Source organism: Pseudomonas sp. zfem005 (assembly GCF_032621735.1).
Taxonomy (GTDB): domain Bacteria; phylum Pseudomonadota; class Gammaproteobacteria; order Pseudomonadales; family Pseudomonadaceae; genus Metapseudomonas; species Metapseudomonas solani.
This window is the reverse complement of the sequence record NZ_JAVYJE010000001.1, coordinates 829016-845430: the sequence shown is the minus strand read 5'-3', so window position 1 is coordinate 845430 and position 16415 is coordinate 829016. Positions and strand designations below refer to the sequence as shown.

Genomic DNA, 16415 nt, shown 5'->3' with positions numbered 1-16415 from the left:
CCCCTTCGGTGATCGTGATTGGCGCCCAGCATGCCGTCGCCGGCCGGTGCCCGGCCAAACGGTGATTTGCATGGCGGCCATTGAAAGTTTTGTGGCCGAGACCTGGAAAAAGCGCAAAAAAAGGGGAGCCCGTGGGCTCCCCAGGGGACTGCTTGCTCGGGATCACTCGATCTCGATCAGGACCTCGCCCGGGTTGATCCGGTCGCCCTTGGCGATGTGGATGGCCTTGACGGTGCCGGCGATGGGCGCCTGCACTTCGGTCTCCATCTTCATGGCTTCGGTGATCAGCACGGCCTGGCCGGCCTTGACGCTGTCGCCTTCCTTGACCAGTACATCGACGATGTTGCCCGGCATGGTGGTGCTGACGTCGCCCGGTGCGCTGGCGTGCTTGCGCTTGCTGCTGCTGCCGGCGACGAAGTCGTTGAGCGGCTCGAACACCACTTCTTCCGGCATGCCGTCGATGGACAGGTAGAAGTGGCGCTTGCCGTCGGTCTTCACGCCGACGCCGGTGATGTCCACGCGGTAGCTCTCGCCGTGCACGTCGACCACGAACTCGGTGGGCACGCCTTCGCCGCCGACCGGGGCTGCACCCTGGCCGTTGGGGATGGGCAGCAGCTCCTCGGGCTTGAGAGTGCCGGCTTCACGCTCCTCGAGGAACTTGCGCCCGATGTCGGGGAACATGGCGAAGGTGAGGACGTCTTCCTCGCTCTTGGCCAGGGCACCGATTTCCTTGCGCAGCTTGTCCAGCTCGGGCTTGAGCAGGTCGGCCGGGCGCACGTCGATGACGTCTTCGTTGCCGATGGCCTGGCGGCGCAGCTCTTCGTTGATCTGGCCCGGGGCCTTGCCGTAGCGGCCTTGCAGGTAGAGCTTCACCTCGTTGGTGATGGTCTTGTAGCGCTCGCCGGCCAGGACGTTGAAGAACGCCTGGGTGCCGACGATCTGCGAGGTCGGGGTGACCAGGGGCGGGAAGCCGAGGTCGGCGCGCACGCGCGGGATCTCTTCCAGCACCTCGCCCATGCGGTTGAGGGCGCCCTGCTCCTTGAGCTGGTTGGCGAGGTTGGAAATCATCCCGCCCGGCACCTGGTTGACCTGCACGCGGGTGTCGACGCCGGTGAACTCGCTTTCGAACTGGTGGTACTTCTTGCGCACGGCGTGGAAGTACATGCCGATCTCCTGGATCAGCTCCAGGTCCAGGCCGGTGTCATAGGGCGTGTTGCGCAGGGCCGCGACCATGGATTCGGTGCCCGGGTGGCTGGTGCCCCAGGCCATGCTGGAGATGGCGGTGTCGATGCGGTCGGCGCCGTTCTCGATGGCCTTGAGCTGGCACATGCTGGCAACGCCGGCGGTGTCGTGGGAGTGGATCACCACGTCCAGCGGCAGGGCATCCTTCAGCGCCTTGACCAGCTCGCCGGTGGCGTAGGGGGTCAGCAGGCCGGCCATGTCCTTGATGGCGATGGAGTCGACGCCCATGGCGGCCATGGCCTTGCCCTGGGCCACGAAGGCATCGATGGTGTGCACCGGGCTGGTGGTGTAGGCGATGGTGCCCTGGGCATGCTTGCCGGCGGCCTTCACCGCCTCGATGGAGACGCGTAGGTTACGCACGTCGTTCATGGCGTCGAAGATGCGGAACACGTCGATGCCGTTGACCGCCGCCTTGGCCACGAAGGCCTTGACCACGTCGTCGCTGTAGTGGCGGTAGCCCAGCAGGTTCTGCCCGCGCAGGAGCATCTGCAGGCGGGTGTTGGGCAGCGCGGCCTTGAGCTTGCGCAGGCGCTCCCACGGGTCTTCCTTGAGGAAGCGCACGCAGGCGTCGAAGGTGGCGCCGCCCCAGACTTCCAGCGACCAGTAGCCGACCTTGTCCAGCTTGTCGCAGATGGGAAGCATGTCTTCCAGGCGCATGCGGGTGGCCAGCAGGGACTGGTGCGCGTCACGCAGGATGGTGTCGGTGACGCTGATCTTCTTGGTTTCGAGGGTCTTGCTCATGTTCTGCATCCTTCCCTTACAGGCCCGCGTGGGCGGCAATGGCGGTCGCGATGGCGATGGCCAGGTGCGACGGGTTGCGCTTGATCGAATACTGGGTCAGCTCCGGGTGGCTTTCGACGAAGCTGGTGTTGAACTGGCCGCTGCGGAATTCGGGATCGCGGAGGATCTCCTGGTAGTAGGCCGCGGTGGTCTTGACCCCTTGCACACGCATGTCGTCCAGCGCGCGCAGGCCGCGGTCCAGAGCCTCTTCCCAGGTCAGCGCCCAGACGATCAGCTTCAGGCACATGGAGTCGTAGAAGGGCGGGATGGTGTAGCCGGTGTAGATCGCCGTGTCGGTGCGCACGCCGGGGCCGCCGGGTGCGTAGTAGCGGGTGATCTTGCCGAACGAGGGCAGGAAGTTGTTCTTCGGGTCCTCGGCGTTGATGCGGAACTGCAGGGCGAAGCCGCGGTGGATAATGTCTTCCTGCTTCACCGAGAGCGGCAGGCCCGAGGCGATGCGGATCTGCTCGCGGACGATGTCGATGCCGGTGATTTCCTCGGTGATGGTGTGCTCCACCTGCACCCGGGTGTTCATCTCCATGAAGTACACCTCGCCCTCGGCGAGCAGGAACTCCACGGTGCCGGCGTTCTCGTAGCCCACCGCCTTGGCGGCGCGCACGGAGAGGTCACCGATGTAGGCGCGCTGCTCGGGGGTGAGCTGCGGGCTGGGGGCGATCTCGATGAGCTTCTGGTTGCGGCGCTGGATCGAGCAGTCGCGCTCGAACAGGTGCACGGTGTTGCCGAAGCTGTCGGCCAGGACCTGGGCCTCGATGTGCTTCGGGTTGACGATGCATTTTTCCAGGAACACCTCGGCCGAGCCGAAGGCCTTGGTCGCCTCGGAGATGACCCGCGGGTAGGCCTGCTCCAGCTCGGCGCGCGAGTTGCAGCGGCGGATGCCACGGCCGCCACCGCCGGAAGTGGCCTTGAGCATCACCGGGTAGCCGATGCGCTCGCCTTCGCGCAGGGCCTCTTCGAGGTCCGCCACGTTGCCTTCGGTGCCCGGGGTGACCGGTACGCCGGCCTTGATCATGCTGCGGCGGGCTTCGGTCTTGTCGCCCATGCGGCGGATCACTTCCGCCGACGGGCCGATGAAGCGGATGCCGCGCTCGGCGCAGATGTCCGCCAGCTCGGCGTTTTCGGAGAGGAAGCCGTAGCCGGGGTGCAGGGCGTCGCAACCGGTTTCCACGGCCAGGTTCACCAGCTTGCGCGGGTTGAGGTAGCCGGCCAGCGGGTCCTCGCCGATGCTGTGGGCCTCGTCGGCACGCTTGACGTGCAGGGCGTGGCGGTCGGCGTCGGAGTAGACGGCCACCGAGCGGATGCCCATCTCGGCGCAGGCACGCACGATTCGGACGGCGATCTCACCCCGGTTGGCGATGAGGATTTTCTTGATCACGAGCGTTCCCTCGACCAAGTGGGCAGGCGAACGGCGGGCCGTTCGGCGAGTGACCGCCGGTGCTGTAGCGGTGCGTGATTAACCTACGCCCAGCCCTGGGATAACCCAAATCAATAATTATTGGGGTATCCATTAGGAAAGCCTTATAGTCGCCGCCGCGACCCCACGTTTTCGAGGCCCTACCCTATGCGCAAGACCTTGCTGCGCATGACGCTGCGCCAGCTCCAGGTGTTCCGTGCCGTGTTCGAGACCCGCTCCTACAGCCGAGCGGCGGAGGAAATGGCATTGACCCAGCCGGCCGTCAGTCTGCAGATCCGCCAGCTCGAAGAACTGGTGGGCCAGCCGCTGTTCGAGTACGTGGGCAAGAAGCTCTACCAGACCGACGCCGCCGAGGCGCTGTACGTGGCCAGCAGCGACATCTTCCAGCGCCTGGCCAGCCTCGACATGCAGCTTTCGGATCTGCAGGGCTCGCTGCAGGGCCAGCTCAACCTGGCGGTGGAATCCAGCGCCAAGTACTTCGTGCCGCACCTGTTCGCCGCCTTCAAGCAGCAGCATCCGGACGTCAGCCTGCACCTGGCGGTGGTCAACCGCGCCCAGGTGATCAAGCGCCTGGCGGACAACCGCGACGACCTGGTGATCATGTCCCTGGTGCCCCAGGACATGGCCCTGGAATTCCTGCCCTTCCTCAACAACCCGATCATCGCCGTGGCGCCACCGGACCACCCGCTGTGCCACGCGCGCAGCCTGACGCTGAAGGACCTGGAGCCCTTCCCGTTGCTGATCCGCGAGGCGGGCTCGGGCACCCGCAAGGCCTGCGAGGAATATTTCCAGCAGAAGCGCGCGCACTTCGCCCAGACCCAGGAAGTCGCCTCCCTGGATGCCCTGCGCGAATGCGTGGTGGCCGGCCTCGGCCTGGGGCTGCTGCCCCGCCATGCGGTCAGCCTGGAGCTGGCCACCGGTGTGCTACGCGAGCTGCCGGTGGAGGAGCTGCCGCTCTACCGCAGCTGGTGCGTGGTCCACGCCAAGGGCAAGCGGCTGTCACCGGTCGCCCAGGCGCTGATGGCCTTTATCCGCGAAGAACGCGCCCAGATCAGCACGCTTTCCCAGCGGTTCGACGGCGCTCTGCCGTTGACGACAACAGGTAGTTGATCGCGATCAGGTCGGGATAATCGTTCAGCTCCGCCAGCAAGCGGCGCTGTTCGGCGCGGTCCTCGATGGCCCGGCGGAACTGCATCCGGCGCTGGTCTTCGAGTTTGCGCCGGGTCTTGCTGTCGATGGCCGGCTCGTCAAAACGCTGTGCATGGTGTCGAGGCATGTCAGGTCTCCCAGGACGAAGTGCGGGAGCACCAGCATCGGCCAGCGGCGTGACGCTTTGACGGCAGGCGGGTGACGCTGCGGTGACCGTCTTGCGACAGCCACTGGCACCTTCAAAACAACGCGTCGAGCAGGCGGTACCAGGCGATCCCCGCGCCCAGGTAGAGACGCTGCAGGCCGTGCAGCGGGATGCGCCGCAGCGGCGTGATCGGGAAGGGGAAATCCCCGCCCTGCCCCGCCAGGCGCGCCGCCATGTGCCGCCCCAGGCTGGTGGCCAGGGCGATGCCGCGACCGTTGTAGCCCAGCAGCATGGACAGCCCCGGCGCCGGCTCGTGGACATGGGGCAGAAAGTCCTGGGTCAGCGCCACGCGCCCGCTCCAGCGGTATTCGATGGGCACCCCGGCGAGTTGCGGGAACAGCCCGGTGAGCGAGCGCTCCAGGTGCGCCCAGTCGCTGGCCTGGCGCGGCTCGGGGAAGGGCCCGCGCCCACCCAGCAGCAGGCGGCCCTGGGCGTCCTGCTTGAAGTACAGCAACAGGCGCCGCGCATCCGAGCAGACCTCGCCCCCCGGCAGCACGCTATGGCGCAGGTGCGCGGGCAGCGGCTGGGTGGCGACGATGAAGCTGTTGGCGGCGATCAGCGTCTGCCGCAGGCCGGGCCAGAGATCATCGGTGTAGCCGTTGCCGGCCAGCAGCACACGCTCGGCCCGCACCTGGGCACCAGCGGCTGTGGATAACACCCAGCCGCCCTCCTCGCGGCGCAGGCCGGTGACCCGGCTGTGACCATGGACCTTCGCACCGCGCTCGACAGCAGCACGCGCCAGCCCACGGGCGTAGCTCAGGGGCTGGACGCTGCCGGCGCGCGGGTCGACCCAGCCGCCGAGGTAATTGACGCTGCCGATGCGCCGGGCCACGGCCGACTTGTCCAGCAGCTCCACCGCCACGCCGCGCGCACGCCACTGCCCGGCGCGCTGCTCCAGGCCACGCATGGCGACGGGGGATGCGGCCGGCTGAATCCAGCCCTTGCGGGTGGCGTCGCAGTCGATGCCGAGCCGCTCGATCAGCGCGAACACCTCGTCGGCGGCGCCACCGGCGGCGGCGATCATCGCCTCGCCACGGGCCGCACCGAACTTGGCGACCAGTTGCTCGGGGTCGAACTTGAGCCCGGGAATCACCTGCCCGCCGTTGCGCCCGGAGGCGCCCCAGCCCGGCTCACCGGCATCCAGCACGCAGACGCGCACGCCCGCCTCTGCCAGGTGCAGGGCGGTGACCAGCCCGGTGTAGCCGGCACCGACGATGGCGACATCGGCCTGGGTGCTCTCGCTCAAGGGCGGGGTGGCGACAGCAGGTTTGGCGGTGGCCGCCCAGAGCGAGGACGGCAGCGTGGGCACCAGGGGCGCATTCATGCCGGCACCTCGCCGCTGTTCAGCAGGCGCTTGAGGAAGTCCTGGGTACGCGGGTGGCTCGGTGCGCTCAGCACCTCGCGGGCCGGGCCCTGTTCGACGATGCGGCCGCTGTGGAGGAAGCAGACCTTGTCCGCCACGTCACGGGCGAAGCCCATCTCGTGGGTGACCACGATCATGGTCATGCCTTCATCGGCCAGGCGGCGCATCACCGCCAGCACCTCCCCCACCAGCTCGGGGTCGAGGGCGGAGGTGGGTTCATCGAAGAGGATCGCCCTGGGTTTCATCGCCAGGGCGCGGGCGATGGCCACCCGCTGCTGCTGGCCGCCGGAGAGTTCGTCCGGGTAGGCGTTCATGCGGTGGGCGAGGCCGACCTTTTCCAGCAGCGCCTCGGCCTGGCGCCGGGCTTCGCGGGGGTCTTCCTTCTTCACGTAGATCGGCCCCTCCATCACGTTTTCCACAGCGGTGCGATGGGGGAACAGGTTGAAGCGCTGGAACACCATGGCCACCTGGGTGCGGATCTCATGGATGCTGTCGTGGTGCCGGTCCACCGCCTGGCCGCTGACCAGGATCTCGCCCCGGTCGTGGGTCTCCAGGCCGTTGATGCAACGCAGCAGGGTGGATTTGCCCGAGCCCGAGGGGCCGATCAGGCAGACCACCTCGCCGCTCTCGATGTTCAGGTCGATGCCTTCGAGCACCGCCTGGCTGCCGAAGCTCTTGTGCAGCTGCTTGATCTCGATCATGGCTTGCTCCTCTTGCCGATTCGCGCTTCCAGCCGTCGCAGGCCGTAGGACAGCGGCAGGCTCAGCGCCAGGTAGAGCAGCGCCACCAGGGTGTAGACGGTCATGTTCTCGAAGGTCGAGGAGGCGATCAGCTGGCCGGCGCGGGTCATCTCCGCCACCGTGATGGTGGAGACCAGCGAGGAGTCCTTGAGCATCATCACCAGGGTGTTGCCGTAGGGCGGCAGGGCGATGCGGAAGGCCTGGGGCAGCACCACCCGGCGCATCACCATGGCGCCGCGCATGCCGAGGGATTCGGCCGCTTCGATCTGCCCCTGGTGGATGGCCTGGATGCCGGCGCGGAAGTTCTCCGCCTGGTAGGCCGAGTAGGCGATGCCGAGGCCGATGACGCCGGCCTGGAAGGCGCTGAGCTGGATGCCGAAGTCCGGCAGCACGAAGTAGATGTAGAAAAGCTGCACGATGATCGGCAGGCCGCGGATGACGTTGACCACGCCGATGGCGAACAGCGAGATGGCGCGGACCTTCGACACCATCATCAGGGCGAAGACCAGGCCGATCACGGAGCTGAGCAGGAAGGACCCGGCCGTGACCTGCACGGTGACCACCGCCCCTTTCAGCAGAATGGGGAGGAAGTCCAGAGCGTTCTGGAGAAACATGGAGGCTACCCGTGGATGGGTTCAGGGAAAGGCCCGCCACGCCGGCGGGCCGCGAGCGCAGTCAGTCGAGCTTCCACTTCGCGATGATGCGGTCCAGCGAGCCATCGGCCTTGATCGCGGCGATGCCGGTGTTGACCCGTTCCAGGGTCGCGGCATCGCCCTTGCGCACGATCAGGCAGACATCGCCCATGATCACCGGCTGGTAGCCCTGCACCAGGCGCACCTTGTCCTGGGTGCCCTGGGCCAGCTGGTAGGCGAGGATCGGGCGGTCGGCGAAGCCGGCCTTGATCCGCCCCAGGGCCAGGTCGCGCATCAGGTCGGCGATGGAGTCGTAGCCGCGCACCTCCTTGAAGATGCCGCGCTTGTTCAGCTCGTCGATGAACACGGTGCCGACCTGGGCGCCGACCACCTCGCCCTCGAGGTCGTCCATGCGGGTATAGGCGGTGGTGTCGTCGGCGCGGACGATCAGCCCCTCGCCGTAGCTGAACACCGGGTCGGAGTACTGAACCACCTTCTCCCGCGCGGGGGTGCGCAGCATGGCGGCGGAGATGACGTCGATCTTGTTCGCCGTCAGCGAGGGGATCAGCGCGGCGAAGGTGGTCTGCTGGATCTCCACCTCGAAGCCGCCGGCCTTGGCCACCGCCTGGGCGGCATCGACCATCATCCCCTGGATGCTCTGGCTCTTGACGTCGAGGAAGGTGAAAGGCACGCCGGTGGCGGTGGCGCCGACCCGGTAGCTCTCGGCACTGGCGGCGAAGGACGTGGCGAGGCCGGCGACGAGGGCGCAGGCGCAGGTGAGTGCACGAAGGCGAGGATGCATGGCAAGTCTCCCATTGGACGCTGTTTATTGTCGTTGTGCGCTATGGATAGCCCCTTCTGAATCGGCAGGGGGCGTTTTCCCGAATATAAACAATTTACAAGAATCGTAAAGAGATTTATAAATATCGAATATCGATATTCAAAGCAGCAGAAAATCCGCTGAAAGGACGCGACATGAGCGATAACAACAATTCACTGTTCAACCAGTCGCTGGAGAAAGGCCTGGCCGTGCTGCGTGCCTTCAACGCCCGGCAGCGCACCATGAACCTGGCCGAAGTGGCCGAGGCGGCGGGCATCAACAAGAGCTCGGCGCAGCGCATGATCCACACCCTTGAAGAGCTGGGCTACGTGCGCAAGCACCCGCAGACCAAGCGCTTCCAGCTCACGCCCCGGGTGATGGAGATCGGCTACAACTACCTGGCCGCCGACACCCTGGTGGACGTGGCCAACCCCTTCCTCGCCGAACTGGCGCAGATCACCGGGGAAACCACCAACCTCACCGAGCCCGACGGCCTGGAGATGGTCTACGTGGCGCGCTTCGTAGCGCCCAAGTTCATCCCTATCCACATGCCCATCGGCAGCCGCATCCCCATGTACTGCACCGGCTCCGGCCGCGCCTACCTGAGCGCCCTGGGCGACGACGAGGTGCACGCAGCACTGGCGGCGAGCGAACTGAAGCGCCACACCCAGCAGACCCTGACCGGCCCGGAGGAAATCTTCGCGCAGATCGAGGCGACCCGGCGCAAGGGCTATGCGATCAACAACGAGGAGCTGTTCCTCGGCGACATGACCATCGCCGCGCCCATCGTCGGCAGCCAGGGGCAGCCGGTGGCCGCCGTGCACGTGGTGGCACCGACCAGCCGCTGGAGCCTGGAGGAAGCGGAACGCAAGCTGGCGCCTGCGGTGATCGAGTGCGCGCGGGCGATCCGCACCTCGATCAGGACCCTCTGAGCGCCGCCTGGCGCTCGGGGCGGGGGAGGTCGATCAGTCTTCCATCACCTTGATCGACTTGGGCGACAGACGCAGGCTGCGCAAGCTGCGCTTCACGCTCTTGAGGTGGTTGACCAGGGTCGGGCCACGGGCCATGGCCACGCCCATCGCCAGCACGTCGATCACCACCAGGTGGGCGATGCGCGAGGTCAGCGGGGTGTAGATCTCGGTGTCTTCCTGCACGTCGATGGCCAGGTTCACCGTGGCCAGGTCCGCCAGCGGCGTCTGGCTCGGGCACAGGGTGATCAGCGTGGCGCCGGCCTCGCGCACCAGGTTGGCGGTGATCAGCAGGTCCTTGGAGCGGCCGGACTGGGAAATGCAGATGGCCACGTCGGTGGGCTTGAGCGTCACCGCCGACATCGCCTGCATGTGCGGGTCGGAATAGGCGGCGGCGGTGAGCAGCAGGCGGAAGAACTTGTGCTGTGCATCGGCAGCCACCGCGCCGGAAGCGCCGAAGCCGTAGAACTCCACGCGCTGGGCCTGTGCGCAGGCGGCGATGGCGCGCTGCAGGGCCTGGGGGTCGAGCTTCTCGCGCACGTCCATCAGGGTGTGCAGCGTGGTGTCGAAGATCTTCAGGCTGAAGTCGGCGACCGAGTCATCCTCGTGGATCGCGAACTGGCCGAAGCTGGCACCGGCGGCCAGGCTCTGCGCCAGCTTGAGCTTGAGATCCTGGAAGCCGCCGCAACCGATGGCGCGGCAGAAGCGCACGATGGTGGGCTCGCTGACCCCGACGCTCTGCGCCAGGTCGGCCATGGAGCTGTGCATGACTGCGGCGGGATCGAGCAGGACGTGGTCGGCGACTTTCAGTTCCGACTTGCGCAGCAGGTGGCGCGACTGGGCGATGTGTTGCAGCAGATTCACTGGGCAGGCTCTTCGAAGTGGGGGATACGCCCAAAGGCTCGATCAACTCGGGGTGGCAACTCGGTTATGATCGACGGCCGTCGGGCTGTAGTGACCTTGTAGTTATACTACATGACCCGCTTTTCCGCTCAGCTAAACCACGCAGGAGTGCACCCTTGACCCAGCCTTGTGACATGTTGGTCTTCGGCGGCACCGGCGACCTCGCCCTGCACAAATTGCTTCCGGCGCTCTACCACCTGCATCGCGACGGGCGCCTGCATCCGCAGTTGCGCATCCTCGCCATCGCCCGCAATCCGCTGGACGCACAGCAGTACCGCGCCCTCGCCGAACGCCATTGCCGCGCCCAGGTGGCCCGCGCCGATTTCACCAACGAGGCCTGGGCGGGGTTCGCCGCGCGCCTCGACTACTTCGTCATGGACGTTTCCCAGAGCGCCGACTTCGGCCGCCTGGCCCGCCACCTGGGCCCGGCCGATGACCGTGGCCGGGTCTACTACCTGGCCATCGCCCCGCGCCTGTTCGAGGACATCGCCCGCCACCTGCAGATCGCCGGCCTCGCCGGGCCCCAGGCGCGCATCGTGCTGGAGAAGCCCATCGGCCATTCGCTGGAATCGGCCCTGGCGATCAACGCCGCCATCGGCGCGGTGTTCGACGAGCGCCAGGTGTTCCGCATCGACCACTACCTGGGCAAGGAGACGGTGCAGAACCTCATGGCCCTGCGCTTCGCCAACGCCCTGTTCGAACCGGTGTGGCGCGCCGGGCACATCGACCACGTGCAGATCAGCGTCTGCGAGACCCTGGGCGTGGAGAACCGCGGCAGCTACTACGACCACGCCGGGGCCATGCGCGACATGGTGCAGAACCACCTGCTGCAGCTGCTCTGCCTGGTGGCCATGGAGGCGCCGGTGCGCTTCGACGCCGACGCGGTGCGCAACGAGAAGGTGAAGATCCTCGAAGCCCTCAAGCCCATCTCCGGGCTCGACGTGCAGGACAAGACCGTGCGCGGCCAGTACGGCGCCGGCAAGATCGGCGGCCAGGAAGTACCCGCCTACTACTTCGAGAAGAACGTCGACAACGACAGCGATACCGAGACCTTCGTCGCCGTGCAGGCGGAGATCGACAACTGGCGCTGGGCCGGCGTGCCCTTCTACCTGCGCACCGGCAAGCGCCTGGCGCGCAAGTACTCGGAGATCGTCATCCAGTTCAAGCCGGTGCCGCACCGCCTGTTCAACGGCGGCGAGGCCAACCGCCTGCTGATCCGCCTGCAGCCGGAAGAGCGCATCAGCCTGCAATTGATGGCCAAGAACCCCGGCAAGGGCATGCGCCTGGAACCGGTGGAGCTGGACCTCAACCTCGCCCAGGCCTTCACCCAGCGCCGCTGGGATGCCTACGAGCGCCTGCTGCTGGACGTGATCGAAGGCGACTCGACACTGTTCATGCGCCGTGACGAGGTGGAAGCCGCCTGGCGCTGGGTCGACCCCATCCTCGAAGGCTGGCACGAGTACTACCAGAGCCCGCGCAACTACCCCGCCGGCTCCACCGGCCCCGAGCAGGCCCACAGCCTGCTGGAGCTGCAGGGGCGGGAGTGGAATGACTGAAGCGCCCTGCCCCGCCGATCGCGAATGAATTCCACAAAAAAGCCGAACCGCTGCGTGGATGGGCGTCGCTCTTTACGTCCACCGGCGGTGTCGCCTGGTACTCCGCAACGGTGGACCGGTGAAGCGGGGTCCACCCTACACATCCGCATCAACTAAGCCCCGTAGGTTGGCGCCGAGCGCAGCGAGGCCCAACGCAGCGACGCCCGTCCCTTGGCGAATGAATTCCCCGCGCCGTCATTGCTCCAGCGCAATACCCGTTCCGCGCGGCTTGCCTAGAATCCGCGGCTTTTCGCGCAACGAGCCCCGCCCATGTCCAGCCGCCAAGCCCCCGAACTGCTCTGCCCCGCCGGCACCCTCAAGGCCATGCGCCATGCCTTCGCCTACGGTGCCGATGCGGTGTACGCCGGCCAGCCGCGCTACAGCCTGCGGGTGCGCAACAACGAGTTCGACCACGCCACCCTGGCCGCAGGCATCGCCGAGGCCCACGCCCAGGGCAAGCGCTTCTACGTGGTGGTAAACATCGCCCCGCACAATGCCAAGCTGAAGACCTTCCTCAAGGACCTGGCGCCGGTGGTGGCGATGGCGCCGGACGCGCTGATCATGTCCGACCCGGGGCTGATCATGCTGGTGCGCGAGCACTTCCCGCAGATGGCGGTGCACCTCTCGGTGCAGGCCAACGCGGTGAACTGGGCCAGCGTGAAGTTCTGGCAGGCCCAGGGGCTGACCCGGGTGATCCTCTCCCGCGAGCTGTCGCTGGAGGAGATCGGCGAGATCCGCCGCGAGGTGCCGGAGATGGAGCTGGAGGTGTTCGTCCACGGCGCCCTGTGCATGGCCTACTCCGGCCGCTGCCTGCTCTCCGGCTACATCAACCACCGCGACCCCAACCAGGGCACCTGCACCAACGCCTGCCGCTGGCAGTACAAGGCCGGGGAAGCCCGCGAGGACGCGCTGGGCGATGTGGTGCACGCCTGCACGCCGCAGCCGACCCTGGGCGAAGGCGCGCCCAGCGAGCGCCTGTTCCTGTTGGAGGACGGCAGCCGCCCGGGCGAGTACATGCCCGCCTTCGAGGACGAGCACGGCACCTACATCATGAATTCCAAGGACCTGCGCGCCGTACAGCACGTGGAGCGCCTGCTGGAGATGGGCGTGCACTCGCTGAAGATCGAGGGCCGCACCAAGTCGCACTTCTACGTCGCACGCACCACCCAGGCCTACCGCCAGGCCATCGATGATGCCCTCGCCGGCCGCCCCTTCGAGCCGCGCCTGCTGGAGCGCCTGGATTCACTGGCCAACCGTGGCTACACCGAAGGCTTCCTGCGCCGCCACACCCACGACCACTATCAGAACTACGCGCACGGCAGCTCGCGGCCCTCGCGCCAGCAGTTCGTCGGCGAGCTGACCGGCGTGCGCCGGGGCGAGATGGCGGAAGTACGGGTGAAGAACCGCTTCGAGGTGGGAGACCGCCTGGAGCTGATGACCCCGACGGGCAACCTGGGCTTCATCCTCCACGGCCTGGAAGGCGCCAACGGCGAGAGCCGCCAGGTGGCACCCGGCGACGGCCACCTGCTCTATATCCCGCTGCCGGCGGACCTCGACCTGGAATACGCCCTGCTGCTGCGCGACCTGCCCGAGGCGGTCAGCGCCACAGCGCCGTCGCCTGCTCCTTGAGCAGCGCGGCGAACACCGGCGCTTCCACCGGCGGGCTGATCAGGTAGCCCTGGATCTCGTCGCAGCCCTGGCTCTTGAGGAAGTCCATCTGCCCCTGGGTTTCCACGCCCTCGGCCACCACCTTGAGCTCCAGGCCGTGGGCCATTGCGATGATCGCGCGGGTGATGGCGGCGTCCTCGCCCCCGGAGGAGAGGTCGCGGATGAAGGTCTGGTCGATCTTCACGTAGTCCACCGGGAAGCGCTTGAGGTAGCTCAAGGACGAGTAGCCGGTGCCGAAATCGTCGATGGCCAGCTTCACCCCCAGGTCGCGCAGCTGGCGGAAGGTGGCGATGACGTGCTCGACGTTCTCCAGCAGGTGGCTCTCGGTCAGCTCCAGCTCCAGCAGGCGCGGTGACAGGCCGGTCTCGTCCAGCACCTGCCGCACCAGGCTGGTGAGGTTGCCCTGGCGCAGCTGGTGGCCGGAGAGGTTCACCGAGACGCGGATATCCGCCAGCCCCTGGCGCTGCCACTCGCGGGCCTGCAGGCAGGCCTGGCGCAGCACGAACTCGCCCAGGGGGGCGATGAGCCCGGTCTCCTCGGCCAGGCCGATGAAGTCCCCCGGCGGCACCAGGCCCAGTTGCGGGTGGCGCCAGCGCACCAGCGCCTCGGCGGCGTTGAGGCTGTCGTCGGCCAGGCACAGCTTGGGTTGGTAGAAGACCTCCAGTTGGCCCTCCTCGATGGCCTTGCGCAGCTGGGTTTCCATCTGCAGGCGCTCCAGGGTGCAGGCCTGGAGGTTGTCGGTGAAGAACTGGAAGGTGTTGCCGCCCAGGTGCTTGGCATGCTGCATGGCCATGTTGGCCTGGGTGATCAGCGCGGAGATTTCCCGGGCGTTGTCCGGCAGCAGGCTGATGCCCAGGGAGGCGCTGACCACCAGCTCCTCGCCGCCCACGGTCATCGGTGTGCGCAGCTTGGCCAGCAGGCGGCTGGCAGTGCGCGCCAGGCTGGAGAGGCTGCCGTAGGAGTCGAGGATCACCGCGAATTCGTCGCCCGAAAGGCGGGCGATGGTGTCCGCCTCGGGGGCCGCCTGGGCCAGGCGCCGGCTCATCTGCCGCAGCAGCTGGTCGGCCACTTCATGGCCGAGGCTGTCGTTGAGCACCTTGAAGCGGTCCAGGTCGATGTGCAGCAGGGCCAGGCTGCGGCCGCTCTGGCGCGCGCGCTGGCTGGCCTCGTGCAGGCGGTCCTTGAACAGGGTGCGGTTGGCCAGGCCGGTGAGTTCGTCGTAGTGCGAGAGGTAGCGCAGGCGCTCCTCGGCCTCGCGGCGCGCGGACAGGTCGGCGAAGAAGCCGACGATGTGGCTGGCGTTGCCTCGGGCGTCGCGCACCAGGTTGAGCTGCAGCCACTGCGGGTAGAGCTCGCCGTTCTTGCGGGTGTCCACCAGTTCGCCCTGCCAGCTGCCGCTCTGCTCCAGCTCCTCGCGGATCAGGTGGTACTGGCGGCGGCTCTCGCGGGTGCTGTTGATCTCCACCACCGTGTGGCCGAGCACTTCTTCGCGGCGATAACCAGTGACCTCGCTGAAGGCCTGGTTGACCGCCAGCAGGCGGTATTCCGGGTCGAGCACCACGATGCCCTCGCTGGCCGCCTCGAACACCATCGCCGACAGGCGCTGCTGCTCTTCGGCCTGCTTGCGTTCGGTGACGTCGCGGCGGGTGCCGAGCATGCGCAGCACCTTGCCGCGTTCGTCGCGCTCCACCACCCGGCCACGGTCCTCGACCCAGAGCCAGCGGCCGTCGCTGTGGCGCACCCGGTAGTCGATGGCGTAGCCATCGCTGCGGCCCTTTAAGTGGTCCACCAGGGCGCGGCGCAGCAGCGGCAGGTCGTCGGGGTGCAGGCGCGGCTTGAGGTCGCTGAGCACGCGGGTGACGTCGTCCATCTCGATGCCGAAGATTTCCTTCAGGTGCGAGTGATGGACTTCGTCGGTCTCCAGGTTCCAGTCCCACATCCCCAGCTCGCTGGCCTCCAGGGCCATGGCCAGGCGCGCCTCGCTCTTGACCAGGGCGTGGCTGGCGTCGGCCAGCTCCAGGGTGCGCTGGGCGACGCGGATTTCCAGGTCGTTATGGGCCGCGCGCAGCTCGCGCTCGGCGCGGCGACGCTGCTCCACTTCCCGCGCCAGCTCGCTGTTGAGCCCCTCGGCGCGGACCTTGGCGTGTTCCAGGTTGTCGATCAGCGCCTGGTTGTGGAAGCGCTGCAGCAGGCTGCGCTGCACCAGGCGGTTGACCTGCCAGGCCACCACCATCAGCGCGGCCAGGAGGATCAGGCTGAGCAGCCCCCAGCCCCGCTGCAACGGCTCACCGCTGGCCAGCAGCCAGGACACGGTGGGCACCAGGCACGGCAAGGCGAAGGTGAGGAAGGCCTGCAGGCTGACGGCATAGGCGACGCTGGCGGAAAGGATGGCGGCGGCGATCAGGCCATAGACCAGCGCCTGCTGCAGAAAGGCATCGCCCGGCACCAGGAAGATCACCGGCAGGGCCAGGGTCAGGCCGGAGGCGGCGGCGCCGAGGAGGAAGGTGCGGCGCCACTGGGGCTGGGCCTGGCGCGAGGGCAGCGCGGCCTTGAAGGCGGCCACCTGGGTCAGGCGCAGCACCGCCAGCAGCACCAGCCATACCAGCCAGCCGCCCAGCAGCAAGCCGTTGGCGGGCTCCCACAGCAGGTAGGCGCAGACCAGGCCGTTGAGCAGCATGAAGAGCGTGGGGGTTTGCGAGCCCTGATAGAGCAGACGCGTGCGCTCCACGGCCAGATCCGTCGCGAAATGCTGGCTGATGGCGCGGCTGTCGTCGCCGTGCAGGTCGATTGGGGCTTCGTTGGGTGTCGCGGTCATAGGCGATTTTCTTGTAATGGTTGCCTAGGCGTCGGCGGAGCTTACCCGAGCAGAACGAGCTGCCAAAGCTTTATGTGCCCGGTTTTGACAGCGCGCCGCCTAA

General features: G+C 67.4%; 13 protein-coding genes. 4 read left to right on the top strand and 9 right to left on the bottom strand.

Annotated features, from left to right (window positions below; genetic code table 11):
* Positions 1–162 precede the first annotated feature (162 nt).
* Both oadA and RTW82_RS03930 read right to left on the bottom strand, forming a co-directional pair.
* Positions 163–1983 carry a sodium-extruding oxaloacetate decarboxylase subunit alpha gene (gene oadA / locus RTW82_RS03935; RefSeq protein WP_316924304.1) on the bottom strand — a complete coding sequence of 607 codons (1821 nt, stop codon included), beginning with the start codon at positions 1981–1983 and terminating at the stop codon, positions 163–165.
* 16 nt (positions 1984–1999) lie between these two features.
* Positions 2000–3415, bottom strand: coding sequence for an acetyl-CoA carboxylase biotin carboxylase subunit (locus RTW82_RS03930; protein WP_021220968.1), 1416 nt, complete (start codon positions 3413–3415; stop codon positions 2000–2002).
* A 201-nt stretch (positions 3416–3616) separates the two neighbouring features.
* On the opposite strand from RTW82_RS03930, the gene RTW82_RS03925 reads away from it, so the two are divergent.
* Positions 3617–4564: a LysR family transcriptional regulator gene (locus RTW82_RS03925; protein ID WP_031288296.1), complete on the top strand. Its 948-nt coding sequence runs from the start codon at positions 3617–3619 to the stop codon at positions 4562–4564.
* Here the strand turns inward: RTW82_RS03925 and RTW82_RS03920 are convergent.
* From RTW82_RS03920 to RTW82_RS03900, 5 genes are all read right to left on the bottom strand, one after another.
* Positions 4506–4730, bottom strand: a complete 225-nt coding sequence (locus RTW82_RS03920; protein ID WP_081672315.1) for a PA3496 family putative envelope integrity protein — start codon at positions 4728–4730, stop codon at positions 4506–4508. The two genes, RTW82_RS03925 and RTW82_RS03920, sit on opposite strands and share 59 nt — an antisense overlap.
* A gap of 112 nt (positions 4731–4842) precedes the next feature.
* Complete coding sequence (locus RTW82_RS03915; protein ID WP_316924303.1) at positions 4843–6132, bottom strand: FAD-dependent oxidoreductase; 1290 nt, start codon at positions 6130–6132, stop codon at positions 4843–4845.
* The gene (locus RTW82_RS03910) at positions 6129–6872 is read right to left on the bottom strand and encodes an amino acid ABC transporter ATP-binding protein (RefSeq protein WP_316924302.1); all 744 of its coding nucleotides are present in this window, start codon (positions 6870–6872) and stop codon (positions 6129–6131) included. The genes RTW82_RS03915 and RTW82_RS03910 overlap by 4 nt, the downstream gene beginning before the upstream one ends.
* Positions 6869–7525, bottom strand: coding sequence for an amino acid ABC transporter permease (locus RTW82_RS03905; protein WP_265170124.1), 657 nt, complete (start codon positions 7523–7525; stop codon positions 6869–6871). The genes RTW82_RS03910 and RTW82_RS03905 overlap by 4 nt, the downstream gene beginning before the upstream one ends.
* Positions 7526–7586: 61 nt before the next feature.
* Positions 7587–8345, bottom strand: coding sequence for an ABC transporter substrate-binding protein (locus RTW82_RS03900; protein ID WP_316924301.1), 759 nt, complete (start codon positions 8343–8345; stop codon positions 7587–7589).
* 173 nt (positions 8346–8518) lie between these two features.
* Between RTW82_RS03900 and RTW82_RS03895 the strand changes: the two genes are divergently transcribed.
* Complete coding sequence (locus RTW82_RS03895; protein ID WP_263403863.1) at positions 8519–9295, top strand: IclR family transcriptional regulator; 777 nt, start codon at positions 8519–8521, stop codon at positions 9293–9295.
* Positions 9296–9328: 33 nt separating this feature from the next.
* On the opposite strand, the gene hexR is transcribed toward RTW82_RS03895, so the two are convergent.
* Entirely contained in the window at positions 9329–10195 is an 867-nt protein-coding gene (hexR, locus tag RTW82_RS03890) for a transcriptional regulator HexR (protein ID WP_316924300.1), read from the bottom strand.
* Between the two features lie 173 nt (positions 10196–10368).
* Here hexR and zwf point away from each other — a divergent pair, with 173 nt between their 5' ends.
* Entirely contained in the window at positions 10369–11790 is a 1422-nt protein-coding gene (gene zwf / locus RTW82_RS03885; protein WP_263403901.1) for a glucose-6-phosphate dehydrogenase, read from the top strand.
* Between the two features lie 309 nt (positions 11791–12099).
* Positions 12100–13458, top strand: coding sequence for a tRNA 5-hydroxyuridine modification protein YegQ (gene yegQ, locus RTW82_RS03880; protein WP_316924299.1), 1359 nt, complete (start codon positions 12100–12102; stop codon positions 13456–13458).
* Here yegQ and RTW82_RS03875 read toward each other — a convergent pair.
* Positions 13427–16312: a putative bifunctional diguanylate cyclase/phosphodiesterase gene (locus tag RTW82_RS03875; protein ID WP_316924298.1), complete on the bottom strand. Its 2886-nt coding sequence runs from the start codon at positions 16310–16312 to the stop codon at positions 13427–13429. The two genes, yegQ and RTW82_RS03875, sit on opposite strands and share 32 nt — an antisense overlap.
* Positions 16313–16415: the final 103 nt, after the last annotated feature.

What these genes read in the sequence shown, in the direction of transcription:
- RTW82_RS03895 (WP_263403863.1), top strand. Translation starts at nt 8,519, where the DNA reads ATGAGCGATAACAACAATTCACTGTTCAACCAGTCGCTGGAGAAAGGC.
- RTW82_RS03920 (WP_081672315.1), bottom strand. Translation starts at nt 4,730, where the DNA reads ATGCCTCGACACCATGCACAGCGTTTTGACGAGCCGGCCATCGACAGC.
- RTW82_RS03875 (WP_316924298.1), bottom strand. Translation starts at nt 16,312, where the DNA reads ATGACCGCGACACCCAACGAAGCCCCAATCGACCTGCACGGCGACGAC.
- RTW82_RS03900 (WP_316924301.1), bottom strand. Translation starts at nt 8,345, where the DNA reads ATGCATCCTCGCCTTCGTGCACTCACCTGCGCCTGCGCCCTCGTCGCC.
- RTW82_RS03905 (WP_265170124.1), bottom strand. Translation starts at nt 7,525, where the DNA reads ATGTTTCTCCAGAACGCTCTGGACTTCCTCCCCATTCTGCTGAAAGGG.
- RTW82_RS03915 (WP_316924303.1), bottom strand. Translation starts at nt 6,132, where the DNA reads ATGAATGCGCCCCTGGTGCCCACGCTGCCGTCCTCGCTCTGGGCGGCC.
- oadA (WP_316924304.1), bottom strand. Translation starts at nt 1,983, where the DNA reads ATGAGCAAGACCCTCGAAACCAAGAAGATCAGCGTCACCGACACCATC.
- yegQ (WP_316924299.1), top strand. Translation starts at nt 12,100, where the DNA reads ATGTCCAGCCGCCAAGCCCCCGAACTGCTCTGCCCCGCCGGCACCCTC.
- RTW82_RS03910 (WP_316924302.1), bottom strand. Translation starts at nt 6,872, where the DNA reads ATGATCGAGATCAAGCAGCTGCACAAGAGCTTCGGCAGCCAGGCGGTG.
- zwf (WP_263403901.1), top strand. Translation starts at nt 10,369, where the DNA reads ATGTTGGTCTTCGGCGGCACCGGCGACCTCGCCCTGCACAAATTGCTT.